Genomic DNA, 20,791 nt, shown 5'->3' with positions numbered 1-20,791 from the left:
GCGGCATTATATGCTACTTAGGGGCTGCTGTAGATGATCAGGTAGAAAAAAGTAGGCTAGAACGTCGGGTCAATCAACCCGCTTGATACTTTGAAAGCGACCATCGCCATCAAACTCGATGGCATAACGACCGTGAATACCATCATGGCCGATAACATGTTGCAGCACGTTCGCAGGAAAACGTACCCTGCGGCCGTCCACCGAGGTAGCCTGCACCAATTTGATTTCACCACGATAGTAGCGAAGGTATTCCTCCGCACTTAAATGAATATCAACCACAATACGCTGACTCACGATTGATCCTTATTTAAGTTTTTCTTGGCTTCAAATCTACGTGACTCGAGCAATTGTAATTCTTTTTCTAAACGCCAACGCTCAAAACGTTCGCGTAATGATTTGATTCGTCGAAAGGTCTGCCCGGATAGGCTCTCCGGCTCACGCTGAAGCCAAAGTACTTCTGGCTGTAAATAATCTGGCATCACGGCCAAACCCGCCTGATTAAACAAACGTCCTTCTAAAGTGCCATAACGATTCTGAGGCAATTTATCTTTTGTACACAAGGGCGCTTGGGTTAATACTTCTTCCAATAGTCCGAGCGTACGAAACACCGGGCAATTAACACTTTCATTCCAAGCGCTGTCTACATACTCAACCCAGCTAAACCGCGCTTCCGGCACCCATTGACGATCTTCACAGCGAACATAAGGGCGCGTCATAGAAAGTAATAGAGGGTCAGGCTGCAAAGCGAGAATCCGATTCCAAAACCGTAAGCCATTAAAGTTAGCGACTAAATCGGCATAGGAATAAACACCTGTCGTTTGCGCACCAAAATATACGCTCTCGGTCCACTCGCCAAACAGTATAGCTTCCTCCACTGGTAAGGTGAGGTGCTTAGTCATTTCGAAATAGGTATGACCTTCAGTAAAAAAATGCCCCATTTTATCAGTACCGACTTCTTCGCCACCGACGCGAATCACCGCAGCGACACGTTCACTCAGAACCAAAGACGGCGATTGCGGCCAAGTGAAATTGCGATAAATCGAACGATTTAGCGGTATACGGTAACCATCGTTATCGGCAACACTTTCGGCATAACTTTCGATTTGCCCAACAATCGGACGGGCAAGATACACTGCCATCGAATCGTATAAACGTGGCACAGAGCAGCGCGATTGCTTGGGAACACGTTGAACCTTACGCGGCTTTAAGTGGGGTGCAGGGCGATTAGCGCGCTTAATCGCTAAATTCATACGCCGCTGTACTTCGGCGGCGATAACAGCAGAGCTATCGTTTAACACCAATTCTGCCGGGCGTGAAAATTGATCGACCTCCGCAGCACTCGTAGCAAAGGAGGTAATGAATGTTGCCAACAGCATCAACAGCGGCGAGAGGCGCCTAACAACGGCAGTGTTAGCCAAAAGCATAAAAAAGCCCTGCACCATAAAAAATAGAAACAGGGCTTTTAGCACGAATTGCGTGAGACTGCATTAAGCAGCACGCGCATACCGTTACTCGATCTAATTACACGACCAACTATCTAATTGCAGTTTTTTTGATGACGACTCGCTTGGGCCAAATCGAGCAGCTCACGCAAGGCGACTGCAATCATAGCAAACTCCATATTGTCGGCACTTTTAAGTTCATTAAGCATGCGCTGCCAGCGTCCTACCAACACAGCCTGCTCCTCTTCCCAGTGTGCAATTGCATCACTTAATTCCGTCTGATTATCGTTACCCGCTAGAATACCAACCGTCAACGAACGCTGCTGCCAGTCAAGATCATCTCGGAAACTTTCTCGCGCCATTGCTTCCCAGTGAGAGCTAGTAGGCAAGGCATTAATTTGCTGCAAGAACCAGCCCAGTGATAAATGCTCACCGATGCCAAAATACGCCTCAGTGACATTGTGCACATCGCATTTGCTTTGCTGAGCGGCCTCGATAATACCGAGTGCGGCATATAACTCGCCCGCCCCTGCTGAAAACGCAGCTAAATCGGCAGGTACACCAGCTTCACGACGTTTATCATAGAGTGCCTGCCAGCGAGCTAAGGCACCGCCTTTTAATGTCTCACCCAGATGAGCAGCAATATGGCGTACCGCATCACGGAATTGATCCACTTCGGCCGCAATAGCAACACTCACGCGACGATTGCGCAAAAACCAGCGCGTAGCTCGACGCACAAGACGCATTAACTCGGCCATCATATCTTCTTGAATATGCGTATCGACGCTGTAATCCAGTGCGTTAATCTTGCTCCAGTATTCCGGTAGCGAGAAGGTATCGCGTGCGGTGACATAAGCCCGAGCAATATCGGTAACAGTCGCACCACTCGAGTCTCCTAAGCGGCTAACAAAAGTAATGCCCATGTAGTTAACCATGTCGTTCGCCAATTGCGTGGCAATTATCTCACGGCGCAAACGATGGCGAGTTAATGGCTCGGCAAAGCGTGTAGCAAGTTCTGCAGGGAAAGCGGTACTGGCAATCGCTGAAATATAATCATCTTCGGTAATACTTGGACGATTCAGCTGTTCTTTTAAATCGGCTTTCGTATAAGAAATTAACACCGCCAATTCAGGACGTGTTAAACCTTGATTTTGAGCGCGGCGATCCAACAACACGTCTTCTGATGGTAAAAACTCTAAGCTACGGTTCAGCTTGCCTTGGCTTTCGTAATCACGCATTAAGCGCACATATTCGTCTAAGCGTAATTTGCAATCGCGATAAGCCAAAGCAATCGCTTGGGTTTGACGATAGTTATTATTCAGCACTAATTTACCGACCGCCTCGGTTTGTGCCATAAAGACTTCATTACGCTGCTTACGCGTTAGATCACCATTATCCATGATCTCGTTCAGCATAATTTTGATGTTGACTTCATGGTCGGAGCAATCGACACCGCCAGCATTATCAATAAAGTCGGTATACGATGCCCCACCGTTTAAGCCGTATTCAATACGCCCAAGTTGAGTCACACCTAAGTTACCGCCTTCACCAATCACCTTGGCACGAACTTCGTTACCATTAATGCGTAAGCCATCGTTCGCTTTATCCCCGACATTCGAATGGCGCTCTTCACTGGACTTAATATAGGTACCAATCCCGCCGTTCCAAATCAAATCCACCGGCGCTTTTAAAATCGCTTTAATTAAATCATTGGGTGCTAAGTAATCTTCTTTAATCTCAAAACGGACTTTCATTTCTGCGCTAATCGCTATGCGCTTAGCCGACCGCGAAAAGATACCGCCGCCGGTCGATATCAATGATTTATCAAAATCTTCCCAAGACGAACGTGGTAACTCAAATAAACGTTTACGCTCAGGGAAGGTCGCAGCCGAATCAGGATTTGGATCGACAAAAATATGCATATGGTTAAAGGCTGCCACTAAACAAATATGTTCCGACAGCAGCATGCCGTTACCGAATACGTCACCCGCCATATCGCCAATACCAACCACACTAAAATCGGTGGATTGAGTATTCAAACCTTGCTCACGGAAGTGACGTTGCACCGAAACCCAAGCGCCCTTCGCGGTAATGCCCATTTTCTTATGGTCGTAACCAATCGAGCCACCGGAAGCAAAGCCATCGCCCATCCAAAAACCGCGAATTACCGCAATTTCGTTGGCAATATCAGAGAAGGTAGCGGTGCCTTTATCCGCGGCCACCACAAGATATGGATCATCCGGATCATGGCGAATCACACGTTCAGGCGGTACAACATTACCCTCGACTAGGTTATCCGTGACATCGAGCAGTGCGCTAATAAAGGTTTGATAGCAAGCAATACCTTCCGCCATAAAGGCGTCTCGGCCACCATCTTTTGGTAAACACTTAGCCACAAAGCCGCCCTTAGCACCCACGGGGACAATAACGGCGTTCTTAACTTGCTGGGCTTTTACTAACCCCAACACCTCTGTACGGAAGTCGTCGCTACGATCCGACCAGCGAAGTCCACCACGCGCTACCTTACCGCCACGTAAATGCACACCTTCGACCCGTGGCGAGTAAACAAATATCTCGAACATCGGGCGCGGTAATGGCATGTCGCTGATATTTGCAGGATTCAATTTAAATGAGAGATAACTCTTATCGCAGCCATTTTCGTCTTGCTGATAAAAGTTGGTCCGCAGGGTCGCTTTAATTAATTCAATATAACGACGAATGGTGCGGTCTTCGTTAAGTTGAGCCACATTATCAAGATCAGCGATCAGTGATTCTTCAATCTTAGTAACCTTATCTTCTCGCTGTTCTAAGGTTTGCTCCTCTAGACCAAATCGCTGATGAAATAGTTTGACTAACTGCGCACTGATACCGATATATCCGCACAAGGTATCAGCGATATAGGATTCGGAAATACCGAAACGAATTTGTTTCATGTAACGTGCATATGCACGCAGAATTGCGATATCTTTCCAGCCTAATTGGCCGCCAAGAACCAAACGGTTAAAGCCGTCATTCTCTGCACGCCCTTGCCATACCGCACTAAAAGCATCTTGAAATAGATGCTTAACCGCGCCGATATTGATTTTATCCGACAGGGTATAACGCAGCATAAAATTGTGAATCCAAATACGTCGACCATCAGCGCATTGAATTTCGTAAGGGTGCTCTCCTAACACACGAAGACCGAGATTTTCTAATACCGGAATAACATCCGACAAAGGTAAAATCGTTTCGGAATGAAACAGTTTAAAGCGTAATTCGTTTTCGCCTTCTTCCAATTCACGATAAAAACTCATGGCCATTTCTTTAGCTGAGTCACCGCGTAATTGTTCCATATGCTGAATATCAGCAACCGCGGTACGCGCGCCGAAGCTCTCCCGATAGCCGGCAGGAAATGCCGCACGGTATTCATGGAACTGTACATTACCCTTCTCTTCACCTACCTGTTCGATAAGCGCGTCGTGCATATCATCTGTCCAAGAACGTACAACTTGGCGAATTTTACGGGCTACGATTTCCTCATCTAGCGTATTGTCTCTATCGGGGTTTAACCGCAACATAAAGTGCGTACGAGCAAGCACCGATTCAGAAAAATAGGTATTAAACTCAATATCCAGCGGTTCAAACTCTTGGCGTAACACCTGCTCCATTTTGTAGCGCAATTCAGTGTTGTATATGTCGCGAGGTGTATACGCTAAGCAAGATACAAACTTACTGTAAGAATCTTTGCGTAAGTAAACGCGCGTCTGGCGCCGTTCTTGAATATTAAGGATGCTAATGGCTGTTTTATAAAGATGGTTAACATCCGACTGGAACAGCTCATCACGCGGATAGACTTCAAGTATGCGATTAAGCTCTTTACCGCTATGACTCCATGCCTCAAATTGAGCTAATGCCCGCACGCCGTTCAATTTTTCACGAATTAACGGAATATTATTCGGCGTCTCGATATACACGATCGAGGTGTACAGGCCCATAAAGCGCATACCACCCACCACATTCCCGCTTTTATCAAAGCGTTTAACCACGACGTAATCTGGATACGCAGGGCGATGCACTCGACTGCGCGTCCCCGACTTCATAAAGCTCACCATGTTCGGGCTGGTGATAAAATCTTGAATCTCGGGCTCTAGCTCTTCTAGCTTGATGCGATTACGCGTTGCCGAATTAAATTTGAAAATACCTAAATCATTAGCGCTATCACGTACCACATAGCGCTCTTTCTTCTCGGTTTCGATACTGAATTCGTCATAGGCCAAAAACGTAAAGTGGTTATTTACCAACCACTGCATAAAAGCTTCAGACTCGGTACACTCTGCTTTATCGTGATGCCCTGATGATTTACCGAGATCAACACCCGCTGCTTTTGCCTTTGCAACAATCGCCGGAAAATCTCGAACACAGCTATTCACTTCAGACAACACAGCAATCAACTCTTGCGTCACCGCATCAAGCAGTTCGGTATCGGAATGATGATCAACCTCAATATAAATAATGGCTTCACTAACCGACGTTTTACTGGCCTGATTCCATGTTTTACTCGTATTTAATTTTCCGGCTTTACTGCGTTCGGCATTGAGTGCGCAATAATGGATCGCGTGCAGCGACATCTGCCGAGCATTCAATTGCATGCGCACAGAATCGACTAAAAATGGCATATCCTCAAAAACCACTTCGATGACCGTATGCATCGACTGCCAGCCATGATTTTCGTAGTCGGGGTTAAACACCCGTACCTTAGGGCTTCCTGCTTCGCGCTGCTGAATAAACTGCCAACACGATAATGCAGCGCCATAAACATCATCCACCGAGCGGGCCAACAATTCGTCTTGCGGCGCTCCGGAGTAGTACAAATCCGAAAATTGCTTCAGTAAAGTCGCTTGATTTGCTTCGTTGCGTTCGTCTATCAGAGTGTGTAAAGCTGTGAGCATGGTGACGTCTCGTATCTTTGTTATCTGGTTATATGCATTAAGCGTAGATCATTTGGTCACATTGACAGGTTCTACAGTTCAATCCCCTACCAACTATCTGTTGACGCTCCTTTACCAATGGCCACAGAACTTTGTGAGTTACGACCTATCTGAGCATTGACCCACGCGAATGAATCACTAAAATCCTAAACAAATCAAAGTGCTAGGAACGGACTGACATGACACTACAAGCGGGTTTTCTGCAGCTCAAAGCATCCTTGCAGGAACGCATCATTGGTCAACCTCATTTGGTCGATCGGCTACTCATTACCCTCTTAGCTGATGGCCATTTACTGGTTGAGGGTGCTCCAGGTCTCGCCAAGACCAAAGCGATTAACGCCTTAGCCGAACGAATTGAAGGCGAATTCAAACGCATTCAGTTCACCCCCGATCTTTTGCCGGGTGATATTACGGGTACGGATATTTATCGCCCACAGACGCAAAGCTTCGATTTCCAGGCTGGCCCAATTTTTCACAACCTCATTCTTGCTGACGAAATCAACCGAGCACCGGCCAAAGTACAAAGTGCCTTGCTAGAGGCGATGGCCGAGCGCCAAGTCACGGTTGGTGGTGTTACTCGTCCATTGCCCGAACTATTTATGGTCATGGCGACTCAAAACCCGATTGAACAAGAAGGCACCTACCCTCTACCTGAGGCACAGCTTGATCGCTTTTTGTTACATGTAAAAATCGGTTACCCCGACGCCAACTCAGAACAAGCAATTTTACGTTTAGCCCGTGGCGAGGCCATGAATGCCGCGAACGATATCGAACATCCATTATCGGCAGAGGATATTATGAAAGCGCGCCAAGAAGTGCTTTCTCTCCATATGAGTGACGCCGTAGAGCAATATTTAGTTCAACTTATTATGGCTACCCGCGAACCCAAAGCGTATGGCGAAGACATCGCGAACTGGATCGAATATGGCGCTAGTCCTCGCGGTACAATTGCGTTAGATCGCTGTGCTCGCGCTCATGCGTGGTTAGCTGGCCGCGACTACGTAAGCCCAGATGATATTAAAGCTGTGGCTCACGATGTATTGCGCCACCGCCTACTACTGAGCTTTGAAGCTGAAGCCAGTGGTATGAACTCTCAACAAGTCATTAATGAGCTGCTCAAACGCGTACCGGTTGCTTGAAGATGTTAGGGCACTTTTCTAACGGCACTGAAATTCTGCCAGAAAACTTGGCCGGTTTGCGTGTGCTTGCGCCGCAACTACCGCTGCAAAGGCAGAAGAAAGTACTTAACGATTTAGCAGGTACACATACGGCTGCAGTGCGCGGTCGCGGTATCGATTTTTCCGAAGTACGCGAATATTTACCAGGCGACGATATTCGTAGCATGGACTGGCGCGTGACTGCCCGTACCGGCGATGCACACATCAAGTTATTCCGCGAAGAACGAGAACGCCCAGTACTCATTATTTGCGATTTACGCAGCTCAATGGATTTTGGTACTCGGCGCACGCTTAAGCGCGTATTAGCGGCGGATATTGCAGCCCTATTAAGTTGGTCTGCATTGGCCAAAGGCGACCGTATCGGCGGCCTACTGTTTAACGACACAACAGAACTAGATTTACGTCCCCGCACAGGGCGAAAATCGTTAATGAATTTACTGCATCAACTTAGCAGTTTAGAAATCAGTAAACCCAACGCAGCACAGCCGCAAAATCCTGCCCAACGCATGGCCGATATCTGCAAGCACGTCAGCCGCATCGCTCATCCCGGCAGTGCTGTGTATTTTATTAGCGATTGGCTAGGCTTCGACGCACAAGCAGAACGCTTAATTTATCCGCTAACGCGCCATTGCGATTTAACCGCAATACACATCAGTGACCCCTTCGAGCAATCGTTACCTGCTGGTCGATTCACCCTAACCGACGGCCAACAACGACAAGTATTGGATGCCAGCAGCCAAAATACACGCAACGCTCATCAGCAACATTGGGATGCTCAACAGCTAATACTCGGCCAACATTTACAGCGTCTACAAGTCCCCCTAATTCGAATTAGTACAGCGGATGATCCATTACCTTTATTGCGTAAAGGTTTAGGGTTAACGAAGGGAAGCAAGCGATGAACTCCCAACCAGCAAATGCCCAAGCGCTACCATTAAAAGATATTTATTTACCCGACCCTATTGGCCTTTGGCCTCTTGCTCCAGGTTGGTGGTTACTGATCATTTTAGTGCTAGTACTCATAGGCACGGCTATTTGGTTTTGGCAATACGACCGTAAATATGGCGCTCCAAAACGTCAGGCTCGTGATCTTATCGTTGGTGCATATACACAATGGAAAATTGATCAAAACAACGAACACTATTGCGAAACCATTAACCAAAGCTTAAAGCGCTACTGGCGGCTTTATAATAAAGATGCGGGTGCGCTCTCTGGTAAAGACTGGGTACTAGCCCTAAATCGAATTGGACAGTCACCCATATTTACTGGTGATTTAGCTCATTCTCTCGCGTCTGGCCCTTATCGCCCTACGGCCTACATACCGCATGCAGAATTACAGGAAGCAGCATTGCGCTGGCTAAAAGTTGCCAATAGCAAAGCCTTGAGTCTGCCAATTACTTCTACAACTGGAGCCACCCAATGATCGAATGGCACTGGTTATGGGCACTTTGGTTATTGCCATTACCCATCATTATGCGATTAATCCCCGCGGTAAAACGCGACGAAGCTGCGCTTAAAGTGCCTAGCTTTACCTTATGGCAAAATGATTTTGGCCAATATCAAGTGGGGAGCACTAAGGTCAATTTTGCTTGGCTCTTACCTTGCCTTATTTGGGCTGGCTTAGTCGTCGCCCTCGCCCGACCAAGCTGGCTCGGCGATGTTGTCGAATTACCGGTAAGTGGTCGCGACTTAATGATGGCCGTGGATATTTCCGGCAGCATGGAAATAAAAGATATGGAAATTAACGGTAAAGCCGTTGATCGTCTGAGCATTGTAAAAGAAGTACTCAATGATTTTATCGACCGCCGCGAAGGCGATCGTTTAGGCTTAATTTTATTTGGTTCCAACGCCTACCTACAAACTCCGCTAACCTTCGATCGCGAAACGGTGCGCACCTTCTTAAATGAAGCGGCACTGGGTTTAGCGGGTAAAAAAACCGCTATTGGCGATGCGATTGCTCTTGCCGCCAAACGCTTAGAGAGTAACCCGGCAGAAAGCCGCGTACTGGTATTACTCACTGACGGTGCTAACACCGCAGGAGAAATCGAACCAGTCAAAGCCGCAGAACTAGCGGCGCAAATGGGAATTCGAATTCATACCATAGGCCTTGGTGCAGATTCGATGGAGGTCACCAGCTTCTTCGGCTCGCAGCGAGTTAACCCTTCTAGAGATTTAGACGAAGACTCACTCCGTAAAATCGCTGACCTCACTGGTGGAAAATTTTTCCGTGCACGCAACACCGGAGAGCTAGAAGAGATTTACACCATTATCGATCAACTGGAACCAACGGAAAAAGATCCAGAAATCTATCGTCCGCAAACCAGCCTGTATCAATGGCCGTTATTAGCCGCATTAATATTAAGCTTAATTCAAGGTGTCTTTAGCTCAGGTGTATTATCACGTTTTAACAGCACCAAAGGAGGGGCGCTATGAACCCTCTTGATTGGTTAGTACCGTTATCTGATTTTCATTTTTTACGGCCAATGTGGTTGCTGCTATTTATACCAGCCGTCATTGCCTTCGTAATGCTGCTCAAACAACGTTTAGGTGAAGGTGATTGGCAACAAGTTGTTGATCCCGCATTGCGCGCCTACGTGCTCGATCGTGCGCCCAAGCAATCCACAAAAAGTGGCCATTGGTGGATTTTAATCGCGTGGCTCGTCGCTACCCTCGCGTTATCCGGTCCCACATGGCAACGCATTCCTGTGCCGGTAATGAAAAACCAAGATGCCTTAGTCATTCTAATGGATATGTCGCTGTCGATGGGATCTCAAGATATTAAGCCCTCGCGCGCTATTCGCTCGGTGCAAAAAGTGACGGATATTATTCGCGAACGAAAAGACGGTTTAACCGCCGTCATCGCCTACTCGGGTGATGCTCATACCGTAACCCCATTTACTGATGATGGCGAAACCATAGAGCATCTATTGCCATCACTAACACCCGAAATCATGCCTAAACTGGGGAGTCGTCCGGATAAAGCGATAAAATTAGCGCAAGAATTAATGACGAATGCCAATATTCGCAAAGCGCAATTCCTATTGCTTACCGACGGCATACAGCCGAATGATGTAACTCGCATAAAAGATTTGCTCGGCGAGAATACGCCACTAGCCGTCATTGCCATTGGTACTGCCGAAGGTGCGCCAGTATCGCTAGGCGACCAAGGTTTCTTACGCGATAACGACGGCAATATCGTGTTACCTCGTTTAGATACCGCACCGCTCAATGAACTGCGCGCACAAGCCAATGTGCCTTGGCTACCACTGGCCTTCGATGATCGTGATTGGAAAACCTTATTAAAGTCGGAAGTGACCGCCAATAATGAAGAAGCAGATTCCAGCCGTAATACCCAATACGACCAGTGGCACGATGCGGGTTTTTGGCTGGTATTCTTGTTATTACCGATCGCGCTAATCACTTTCCGTCGTGGCGTTGTATTTACCATCGTATTGATTCCAGCACTTTGGAGCCAACCAAGTGATGCCTTTGAATGGCAAGACCTATGGAAAACACCCGATCAACAAGGACAAGACCTAATTGCAACCGATCCCAATAGCGCCGCAGAAAAATTTGATGATCCAAGTTGGAAAGGCAGTGCTTTATACAAAAGTGGAGATTACCAAGGAGCAGTCGATCAATTTAGTCAAGACTCTTCGGCTCGAGGGAAGTACAACGAAGCAAATGCTCTGGCACAAACTGGGAATTTAGAAAAAGCCTTAGAAGCTTACGAGGAGGCCATTCAACGGGCAGGTAACGATGCTGAATTACTTAAAAATGCCGAAGCTAACCGTCAACTCGTTGAAAAAATAAAAGAGCAGCAAGAAAAGCAACAGCAAAACCAACAGTCATCAGACGACAATCAATCCTCTGACGATAAAAACAACTCTGATCAAAAAAATAATCAGCAACAAAACGATCAACAAAAGAATAGCGATGAAAACCAGTCGGCAGATCAGAGCCAATCTTCTGACTCGCAACAAAGCGACTCGAAAAATCAGCAAAATGATAGCCAATCGCAAGATCAACAGAACTCATCATCCAGCCAACAAGAAGATGACGACTACGCTGAGCAACAGGCGCAAAAAAATAAAGAACAGAAAGACCAAGAACAAAAAGATTCAAAAAATGCTCAGTCGCAAGCCGATCAAGAGCAACAAGAGAAAGAATCAGAAGATGAAAAGAATGCTGCTCAAGCGGGTGAAAAATCCGACGAAGAGCAAGATAAAGAAGACGCTCAGTCTATGGCTCAGCAACAACAGGAACAAGACCAAAACGGCGAAAACCCAGGCGATACACTGGGCCAACTCGATCCTAACGCAAGCCAGCAAGATGGCATGACGCGTGAAGAAAAAGCCGCGAGGCAGAACTGGTTAAATCGAGTGCCGGATAATCCGGGCGTACTATTACAACGCAAATTTTTATATCAGTATCGCCAACAAGCTGATGACGACAAAGAGGAAGTCTTATGGTGAAGCCTAGCCGCAACCAGCGCTGGTACACACTGCCCGTAACGCTAATGGCACTATTGCTGTTAGCCATTCCAGTGCGTGCCGCCGAATTATTAGCCAGTGTTGATCGCAAAGAAATCACAAAATCCGACGTCGTTACACTACAAGTTCGCTATACCGGCAATGCTGGATTTTCTAGTCCAGAATGGTCGGGACTAGACAAAAGCTTCGACATTATTAGTCAAAATCGCTCCATGCAATTCAATATGGCGAATGGTAACAGCACCTCGTATACCGAATGGACGCTATCACTAGCGCCTAAATCAACGGGCAAACTCACAATTCCAGCATTTATATTTGATAAAAGCCGTAGCGAGCCAATTACCGTTAACGTCACCGATTCGCCCAAAGCCACAAATGCCAGCAATGAAGAGTTTTATTTTCAGGTAGAAGTCAGTGGCGGTACGCATTATGTGCAAGAGCAATTACTGTACATCGAGAAATTGTTTTACACCGTTAATCACGAAGACCCATCGTTATCGGAATTTGCCGTAACTGATGCGCAAGTCCAAGCACTCGGCGAACCCAAACAATATATCACCGTCGTGGATGGCCAACGCATCGGCGTATATGAACGTCGTTATGCCATATTTCCAGAAGTTGCAGGCGAATTAGTGATACCTGGACAACGCTTCAGTGGCCGCATCAGTAATCGTTACGACCGCTTTAATCGTGGCCGCACCGCCACCGTAGTAAGCAAACCGATTAAGCTAAACGTGCAGCCAATACCTAAAGATTACCCACAAGCACCTTGGTTACCTGCCAGCAATCTAAAAATTGAAGAGAGCTTTAGCAAAGACGAAAAAAGCTGGAAAGTTGGCGAGCCTGTTACGCGCTCATTTAAAATTACCGCCGACGGAATTTCGGGTAGCCAAATTCCACCGATACCAACACCCGAAGTATCGCAACTACGCTACTACCCAGACCAAACCAACCAAGATACACAAATGGATGAAACTGGCTTACACGCCACCGTTGCACAATCGGTTGCCTTAGTGCCGACCACCGCTGGAAGAATAGTCCTGCCAGAGCTGCGTATTCCATGGTGGAACACACGCCTAAATACGGTTGAATATGCTGTATTGCCCGCTCGCACCATTCAGGTCGCCGAGGCCGTTAGCAGTATTCCTACTCCGGTGACTGCGCCGCAAGACTTAACCGTGAACAGCACCGAGGTAGAAACAAATACCACTAACGGAATATGGCCGTGGATCTGTGCCCTGCTCGTGATCAGCAATATCGGCACACTAGCGCTACTATGGTTCCTTCGTGCTCGTCCAAATGGTGGCGACATAAGCCCGCGAAAACAGGGTAAAAAAGAAAATAGCGTAACCGTAGAAGGCAACTGGAAAGAAGTACGCATTGCCTGCCAAAGCAGCAGCCCAAAATACATGCGCGACGCCATATTACGCTGGGCACCCGTGCACTTTAATGACCCTACCCTGCTAACGATGGATCAGTTAATACAGCATTACCAAGACCCCAAAATAAAAGCGGCATTAGCAGAGCTGGATGCACAACTATACTCACAGCAGGACAACAGCGCATTTAATGGCAATGCCTTGCTCACTTTGCTAAAGAAGGAAGATCCAAACAGTAAAAAGAAAAATACTAAAGAGGGTTTAGCCCCGCTTTACCCCTAATGGATATTGGGCTGGGGCTAAATTAGCTCGCTGGTGCTGTAGGAGCGGATCTTATCCGCGATCAGCGTTGACTATATCGCTAGGTTCTTCGCGAAAAAGTTTCGCTCCTACAATTTCACATACCTGTAAGAGCGGATCTTATCCGCGATAAGTGTCGATTATATCGCGAGGTTATTCGCGATGCCTTATCGTCTTACAACCAACTCTCTACTTTTTTGCGATCCGGAATCGACCCCGAATGCACTACCACCTCATCAACGACCACCGCTGGTGTACTCATCACTCCATAATTCATCATCACCTCGGCGCTGGTTTCCTTTACGAGGTTAACTGGCACACCATGCTCCTCGGCTATCGCCTGAATCACCGCCGCCGTTTTAACGCATTTTGCACAACCACTACCCAATACTTTAATTTGCTTCATATTTATCTCCGCTAACTAAAACTAACCGCATTCAAACTCCAACCCATCACCGTAAACGAAAACAGTAATAGCGCTAAAATGATCGCCAGTAACTTCCAAGTCATCACCTGCTTTAACAAAATAAACTCAGGGAAACTCGCGGCCACCGTACTCATACAAAATGCCAACGTCGTGCCAATTGGCAGTCCCTTAGTGATCAAGCTTTCCATTACAGGAATAACACCCGTCGCGTTGGAATACAGCGGAATACCTAGCAATACCGCCATAGGAACCGACCACCACTGGCCACTACCTAAATTCGTTTCGATCCACTCTACAGGCACATATCCGTGCAACGCTGCACCTAAACCCACACCGATAAAAACCCACTTCCAAACGCGGCTTAAAATATCCAATAGCTCGTGCTTGGCAAACTCATGTCGTTCTTTCGCGGTTAACTTTGGTGTATTCACACGTTCAGAGACCGTAGCAGGGTTAGCCGATTGATAAGCTTTAAGTGCAAAAGGCTGTAACAACCTTTCCGCATGAATAAGATCTAAGAACATACCACCCGCAATCCCGATAACTAAACCGACCAAGACATACGCTAGCGTAATCTCCCACCCCACCAAACTTAACAAAAGCAACACCGCCACCTCGTTAATAAGCGGCGACGTTAAAAGAAACGCCATTGTGATCCCAACAGGAATACCACCCGACGTAAATCCAAGAAAAACCGGAATACTAGAACACGAACAAAACGGCGTAATCGCACCAAATATCGAACCCATGAAATAACCGATAAACCGGTTTTTACCTGCCAAATAATCACGAACTTTTTCGATGTTAAGAGAAGCACGAATCAACGCAATGAAATAAATCATCAACACCAAAAGAAAGAAAATCTTAGTGGTATCTTCAATGAAAAAATGAACAGCACCGCCCAGCTTAGAACCTGGCAACAATCCGAACAGCGTATAAGCCATCCAATCAGCTAGATCAGTAAAAATACTCAGCACATATACCTCTCATTCGCACAGCGAATAGGTAATCAGAAGACACAAGGTAACAAAACCCTGATGAACGAGTATACAAGCTAAATGGCGAGATAAACCTAGCGGGATGTGCGGTATTGGAGGAATCGGCGGTTATCTGGCTTTATCATGACTTAGGACAGCTAATTGGCGACACTCGATACAGGCTGCCATGTAGGAGCGACTCAACGAACGCTTTTTGTTCGTAGTCGCGATAAACGCAGAGTATAGAATCAAGGTTGCAAATCGGCACTACTCGCTTCGCTCCCTGAGTACCTCCTACGATTATCCGAGTACCTCCTACGTTTATGCTGAGTACCTCTTACAGTTTTTAATTCAACCTACAGCCATGTAGGAGCGACTCAACGAACGCTTTTTGTTCGTAGTCGCGATAAACGCAGAGTATAGAATCAACGTTGCAAATCGGCACTGCTCGCTTCGCTCCCTGAGTACCTCCTACGATTATCCGAGTACCTCCTACAATTATGCTGAGTACCTCCTAAGATTATACTGAGTACCTCTTACAGTTTTTAATTCAAACCTACAGCCATGTAGGAGCGACTCAACGAACGCTTTTTGTTCGTAGTCGCGATAAACGCAGAGTATAGAATCAACGTTGCAAATCGGCACTGCTCGCTTCGCTCCCTGAGTACCTCCTACGATTATCCGAGTACCTCCTACGATTATCCGAGTACCTCCTACAATTCAATATGAACAAGCTAAAAAAAGAATGCGTTAGAAGTTAGAAGACGTCATCGTTCATTTGCTATGTTTGATAGATGTATTAAAAACACCATTTTCTTTATCACAACTGAACTTTGGCAAAAACGTGCTTATCGTAAAATTCACCGTTTTTATAACATGCTTTGTGGAATATCCCCTCGCGCTGAAAGCCGCATTTTTCTAGTACGTGCATCGATGCTTTATTGGGGTCAAACACAGTACCGTAGATACGAACAATATCAGTAGTAGAGAAGATCATATCGGTTAACGCGTTAGTGGCTTGGCTTGCGTAACCAGCTCCCCAAAACGGCTCACCAAGCCAGTAGCCTATTTCTGCGGATCTGCAGCCTTCGAATAGCCCGGGCTCAGCACCAACGCAGCCGATCAATTCGTCGTTGAGCGTAATTGCACGAACAATACCGACTTTACTACCGGTAGAAATCCACCAATTTGCATCATCTTCTGAATATGGAGTCGGCATTCGAGAAGATAGATATCTGGTAACGTTGTGATTATTTAATAATTCCACTAATGCACTGGCATCTTCTGGTAAAAACTCTCGAAGGTTAATCATGGTATTTTCTCGCCGAAGTTTATTACTGTACTTATTTTTAAGGCCGTTACTTTACACTTCACGGCTGCTTATCATAAACCGCGACACCTTCAGGGATCACATACCAATCTTGCTTTTCACTTACCCAAACATGCGCTACTGGATGAATAATGCCGGTATCCGATAAATTCGATGGTTTAAGCTTGATCTTATCAGGTTCAGCTGGATTGAAATGATAAATGCGATTGCCACATGTAGGGCAAAATTTCGCTCCGTTTAAGTTTCCACTTTCTGCAACTCTTATCCACTCCTTCATCTCGCCATTAAATTCGACGGTATCAGCATTCACCAGTGCGGTGATACTAAACGCACTGGTGGAAAGCTTTTGGCATTCTTTGCAGTGACATGCAACGACCATTAGTGGCTCAGATAGCAATTTATATGTCACTTGACCACACTGACATGATCCTTGTATCGGGAATGTCATTTTTATCTCCTAAGCTTTATCGAGCTTCGTGCAAATATTCAAGAACTCTGGTCATCAGGCTATTTATTGATGTGTAACTTTCTTTCACCGCGGCCAAAATTTCGGCTTCTGACTGAATGTATTCTCCCCCCACCAACTCGTCTCTGCAATTCGTAACAAGAGCTTGCGCCGATACCGGCGTAGTTTCGAGATGAAACTGCAACCCAATAACATTACGACCGAGCTGGAATGCCTGATTTTCACACCCTTGGCTTTTTGCTATTTGCACAGCACCCTCGGGCAGGCTGAAGGTTTCACCGTGCCAATGGAATACGTCGATTTCTTTTGGAAACTGAAACGTTGAGCTAGCTTCTGAATTAACCGCTGTTATGGGAAACCAGCCAATTTCTTTTACGGTATTAGGAAAGACCTTACCGCCCATCGTATCGGCAATTAGTTGTGCTCCTAAACAAATACCCAGTACAGGTATTCCTAAATCAATGGCCTGCTTTATGAAGTCTTTTTCTTGCGCTAACCACGGATATTCAGCTTCATCGTTAACACTCATAGGGCCACCCATAACAACGAGAAAATCAATACTCTCGATATCAGGGAAAACGGCTGAACTATAAAGTGGCGTATTTGAGATTTCGTAGCCTGCATTTACAAGCCAAGATTCTATGCTTCCTAAACCTTCAAACGATACATGCTGTAAGTAATGTGCTCGCATTCAGACGCCCTATGTTGTTCACGCATGGATTTAATCGTACATCTAAAAAATTTCAGTTCTAAGTATATGCACTTTATGGAGTGTTAAAGTCGTGAGCAAGCGGTATATTTAGCGATACCATTTTGGCCACCGCACTCTTAGAAACAGAAGTGATTTAGCATTAGATCCTTATGGACGAGCAAAACCATATACCAAACACTAACGAAGCGTTCTGTACATGAAACTACTGGCCCTCTCTGGCAGCCTGCGCCGTACGTCGTACAATACTGCCGCCATTCAAGCACTAAAACGGCTTGCCCCAACGAGTATTGAGATTGTTATTGGCGACATTAGCTCGTTGCCCCTGTTCAACCCTGACATTGAGAATAATGATATTCCTACGGTGCAAGCGCTTAAGTCTAATTTAGCGCAGGCCTCGGGCTTAATCATCGCGAGCCCTGAATATGCTCATGGCATTAGCGGGCCGATGAAGAATGCCTTAGATTGGCTAGTCAGCGGTGTTGAATTTCCTTATAAGCCGATCATGTTGGTCAACACCTCACCGCGAGCGTCGCATGCGCTGAATGCGTTAATTGAAGTGATCACTACGATGTCGGGCGATATCATCGAAAGCGCAAACGTTACCGTTCCCTTGTTGAGTAGCGAACTGGATGCGGATGGTATTGTGGAAAACCGAGAAATCTCAGCAGTGCTGAGTAATGGCCTTAAAGAATTTTGCCAGAGGATTGAAGCGTCAATCCCGTAGGAGCGGATCTTATCCGCGACAGCATTGATTACACCGCAACGGTATTCGCGAAAAAGTTTCGCTCCTACAATGTCACATACCTGTAAGAGCGGATCTTATCCGCGACAGCATTGATTACACCGCAACGCTATTCGCGAAAAAGTTTCGCTCCTACAATGTCACACACCTGTAAGAGCGGATCTTATCCGCGATCATCGTTAGTTTACGCGTCAGCAACACTCAATCCATGCTCGGCCAGCATTTCAATAAACGCAGCTTCATCCAATACCGTGACGTCTAGCTGTTGGGCTTTGGCTAATTTGGAGCCTGCTTTTTCGCCAGCAACGAGGAAGTCGGTTTTGGCGGATACGCTGCCGGTTACTTTTACGCCTAGGCGTTCGAGTAGGGTTTTGGCTTGTTCACGGGTAATGTCGCTGAGGGTTCCAGTGATAACCGCTATTTGCCCACTAAGAGGCGCATCTTCGGCTTTTGTCGGCTCTTGTTCTTCCCAGCTAATACCGGCTTTTTGCAGTTGTTCTATGACGGTGCGGTTGTGTTCTTCGGCAAAGAAGTTGGTGACATGAGCGGCAACGATAACGCCCACATCGGCAACTTCTAATAGCTGTTCGTTGCTGGCGTTCATGATGCGTTCTAGAAAGCCAAAATGTGCGGCTAAATTCTGAGCGGTGACAGTTCCGACTTCACGAATACCGAGTGCGTATAAAAACCGGCCTAGGGTGGTTTTTTTCGCGGTTTCGAGTGCATCTAATACATTTTGTGCGGATTTTTCGGCCATGCGTTCAAGGCCTGATAACTGCTCTAATGTGAGATGAAATAAATCATCTACTGAGTCAATTAATCCGGCGTCCACTAGTTGATCAATTAATTTATCGCCTAAGCCTTCAACATCTAATGCTTTACGCGAGGCGAAGTGTTTGATCGCTTCTTTGCGTTGCGCTGAGCACACTAGGCCGCCGGTACAGCGCGCCACGGCTTCGCCTTCTACCTTTTCGATGTGCGAATCACACACGGGGCAGGTTTCGGGCATAGTGATTTCAATCGTGGTTTCAGGGCGACGATCTTCCACTACCGATACAATTTGTGGAATAACATCACCGGCACGACGAATAATCACGGTATCGCCAATACGCACGCCTAGGCGCGCGACTTCGTCCATATTGTGCAATGTGGCATTGCTCACGGTAACACCGGCCACATGCACGGGCTGAAGGCGCGCTACAGGAGTTAATGCCCCCGTGCGCCCTACTTGAAAATCAACACCCAGTAATTCGGTCATTTGTTCTACGGCAGGGAATTTATAAGCAATAGCCCAACGTGGCGCACGGGCAACAAAGCCTAGGCGTTCCTGTAGGGTTAGATCGTTTACTTTAAATACGGTGCCGTCGATTTCATACGCTAACGAATGACGTTTTTCGCCAAGCTGCTGAAAAAAGGCTTCGGCTTCTGCAATACCCTGCACTACTCGCATTTCTTCGTTAATACGAACACCCCATTCTTTTAATTTATACAGAATATCGGCATGGGTATTGGGTAAGGTCGCTTCGTCACTAACAACGCCAATGCTGTACGCGCAAAATTCGAGTGGGCGTTGTGCGGTAATTTGCGGATCAAGCTGACGTAATGAACCTGCCGCGGCATTGCGAGGGTTAGCAAATAACTTAGTATCGTTCGCACGCGCCCGTTCGTTGTAAGCTTCAAAGCCTGCTTTAAGCATATACACTTCGCCACGAATTTCGATGCGTTGCGGGTAATCATCACCGCGTAAACGCAAAGGCACATTTTTAATGGTGCGTACGTTTTGAGTCACGTCTTCACCGGTTTGACCATCGCCACGAGTGGCGGCACGCACTAATAATCCGTCTTCGTACAATAGACTAATGGCCAATCCATCAAGTTTTGGTTCACAAGCATATTCAACGGTATCCGTGCTTTTTAAACGATCTAAAACGCGTTGATCAAAAGCAATAAATTCTTCGCCGTTCATGGCGTTATCCAGCGATAACATAGGGCGTTCATGAGTTACGCTGGTGAAGCCAGCGAGTGGAGCAGCGCCTACTCTTTGTGTTGGCGAGTCGGGGGTGACTAAGCTCGGATTCTCTTGCTCTAAGGTTTGTAATTCGCGCAATAAGCGATCGTACTCCGCATCAGGAATACTCGGTTCATCTAAAACGTAATAACGATGATTATGTAAATTAATTTGCTCACGTAAGGCGATTATTTGTTCGGAAGGTGCGCTATTAGTTGCAGAAGTATTAGCAGTAGAAGTCGACGCGCTGGCGTCGTCGGAAAATAAATCGTGTTGGCTCATGACATTCTCTATCGACATATTGGTAGGCCAAAAAACAACGCGGCTGAAATCAGCCGCGCGTTATATTTACTACCACTAAATTTTC

Annotated in this window: 16 protein-coding genes; 7 read left to right on the top strand and 9 right to left on the bottom strand. The window is 46.6% G+C overall.

From position 1 onward, the window contains the following. Positions 1-69: 69 nt before the first annotated feature. From TOL_RS05775 to TOL_RS05765, 3 genes are all read right to left on the bottom strand, one after another. Entirely contained in the window at positions 70-294 is a 225-nt protein-coding gene (locus TOL_RS05775; protein ID WP_015486360.1) for a DUF2835 domain-containing protein, read from the bottom strand. Further along, complete coding sequence (locus TOL_RS05770; RefSeq protein ID WP_041588413.1) at positions 291-1,424, bottom strand: hypothetical protein; 1,134 nt, start codon at positions 1,422-1,424, stop codon at positions 291-293. Before TOL_RS05770 ends, TOL_RS05775 begins: the two co-directional genes overlap by 4 nt. A gap of 113 nt (positions 1,425-1,537) precedes the next feature. Next, on the bottom strand, positions 1,538-6,373 hold the full coding sequence (locus tag TOL_RS05765; protein WP_015486358.1) for an NAD-glutamate dehydrogenase: 4,836 nt from the start codon (positions 6,371-6,373) through the stop codon (positions 1,538-1,540). A 218-nt stretch (positions 6,374-6,591) separates the two neighbouring features. Between TOL_RS05765 and TOL_RS05760 the strand changes: the two genes are divergently transcribed. The 6 genes from TOL_RS05760 to TOL_RS05735 are packed head-to-tail and all read left to right on the top strand — an operon-like array spanning position 6,592 to position 13,744. After that, positions 6,592-7,551, top strand: coding sequence for an AAA family ATPase (locus TOL_RS05760; RefSeq protein WP_015486356.1), 960 nt, complete (start codon positions 6,592-6,594; stop codon positions 7,549-7,551). Between the two features lie 2 nt (positions 7,552-7,553). After that, positions 7,554-8,492, top strand: a complete 939-nt coding sequence (locus tag TOL_RS05755) for a DUF58 domain-containing protein (RefSeq protein WP_015486355.1) — start codon at positions 7,554-7,556, stop codon at positions 8,490-8,492. Next, entirely contained in the window at positions 8,489-9,013 is a 525-nt protein-coding gene (locus TOL_RS18225) for a DUF4381 domain-containing protein (protein ID WP_015486354.1), read from the top strand. Before TOL_RS05755 ends, TOL_RS18225 begins: the two co-directional genes overlap by 4 nt. Next, a complete protein-coding gene (locus tag TOL_RS05745; RefSeq protein WP_015486353.1) occupies positions 9,010-10,023 on the top strand; it encodes a vWA domain-containing protein in 1,014 nt (337 codons plus the stop codon). Before TOL_RS18225 ends, TOL_RS05745 begins: the two co-directional genes overlap by 4 nt. Then, entirely contained in the window at positions 10,020-12,065 is a 2,046-nt protein-coding gene (locus tag TOL_RS05740; RefSeq protein ID WP_015486352.1) for a VWA domain-containing protein, read from the top strand. Before TOL_RS05745 ends, TOL_RS05740 begins: the two co-directional genes overlap by 4 nt. Continuing rightward, the gene (locus tag TOL_RS05735; protein WP_015486351.1) at positions 12,059-13,744 is read left to right on the top strand and encodes a BatD family protein; all 1,686 of its coding nucleotides are present in this window, start codon (positions 12,059-12,061) and stop codon (positions 13,742-13,744) included. The genes TOL_RS05740 and TOL_RS05735 overlap by 7 nt, the downstream gene beginning before the upstream one ends. A 193-nt stretch (positions 13,745-13,937) precedes the next feature. On the opposite strand, the gene TOL_RS05730 is transcribed toward TOL_RS05735, so the two are convergent. The 5 genes from TOL_RS05730 to TOL_RS05710 all read right to left on the bottom strand — a co-directional run bounded on the left by TOL_RS05730 (position 13,938) and on the right by TOL_RS05710 (position 17,653). Then, a complete protein-coding gene (locus tag TOL_RS05730) occupies positions 13,938-14,168 on the bottom strand; it encodes a thioredoxin family protein (RefSeq protein ID WP_015486350.1) in 231 nt (76 codons plus the stop codon). A gap of 11 nt (positions 14,169-14,179) precedes the next feature. Further along, a complete protein-coding gene (locus tag TOL_RS05725; RefSeq protein ID WP_015486349.1) occupies positions 14,180-15,166 on the bottom strand; it encodes a permease in 987 nt (328 codons plus the stop codon). A gap of 820 nt (positions 15,167-15,986) precedes the next feature. Further along, on the bottom strand, positions 15,987-16,478 hold the full coding sequence (locus tag TOL_RS05720) for a GNAT family N-acetyltransferase (protein WP_015486348.1): 492 nt from the start codon (positions 16,476-16,478) through the stop codon (positions 15,987-15,989). Positions 16,479-16,536: 58 nt separating this feature from the next. Beyond that, a complete protein-coding gene (locus TOL_RS05715; protein WP_015486347.1) occupies positions 16,537-16,944 on the bottom strand; it encodes a GFA family protein in 408 nt (135 codons plus the stop codon). A 16-nt stretch (positions 16,945-16,960) separates the two neighbouring features. Then, positions 16,961-17,653 (bottom strand): type 1 glutamine amidotransferase, encoded by a 693-nt coding sequence (locus TOL_RS05710; protein WP_015486346.1) that lies wholly within the window; start codon positions 17,651-17,653, stop codon positions 16,961-16,963. 217 nt (positions 17,654-17,870) lie between these two features. Between TOL_RS05710 and TOL_RS05705 the strand changes: the two genes are divergently transcribed. Further along, positions 17,871-18,398, top strand: a complete 528-nt coding sequence (locus TOL_RS05705) for an NADPH-dependent FMN reductase (protein WP_015486345.1) — start codon at positions 17,871-17,873, stop codon at positions 18,396-18,398. A 202-nt stretch (positions 18,399-18,600) separates the two neighbouring features. On the opposite strand, the gene ligA is transcribed toward TOL_RS05705, so the two are convergent. After that, complete coding sequence (ligA, locus tag TOL_RS05700) at positions 18,601-20,706, bottom strand: NAD-dependent DNA ligase LigA (protein WP_015486344.1); 2,106 nt, start codon at positions 20,704-20,706, stop codon at positions 18,601-18,603. Between the last annotated feature and the right edge of the window lie 85 nt (positions 20,707-20,791).

Source organism: Thalassolituus oleivorans MIL-1, from assembly GCF_000355675.1.
Lineage (GTDB): Bacteria > Pseudomonadota > Gammaproteobacteria > Pseudomonadales > Oceanobacteraceae > Thalassolituus > Thalassolituus oleivorans.
The sequence above is the reverse complement of the archived record's forward strand: the minus strand, read 5'-3'. Positions and strand labels throughout refer to the sequence as shown.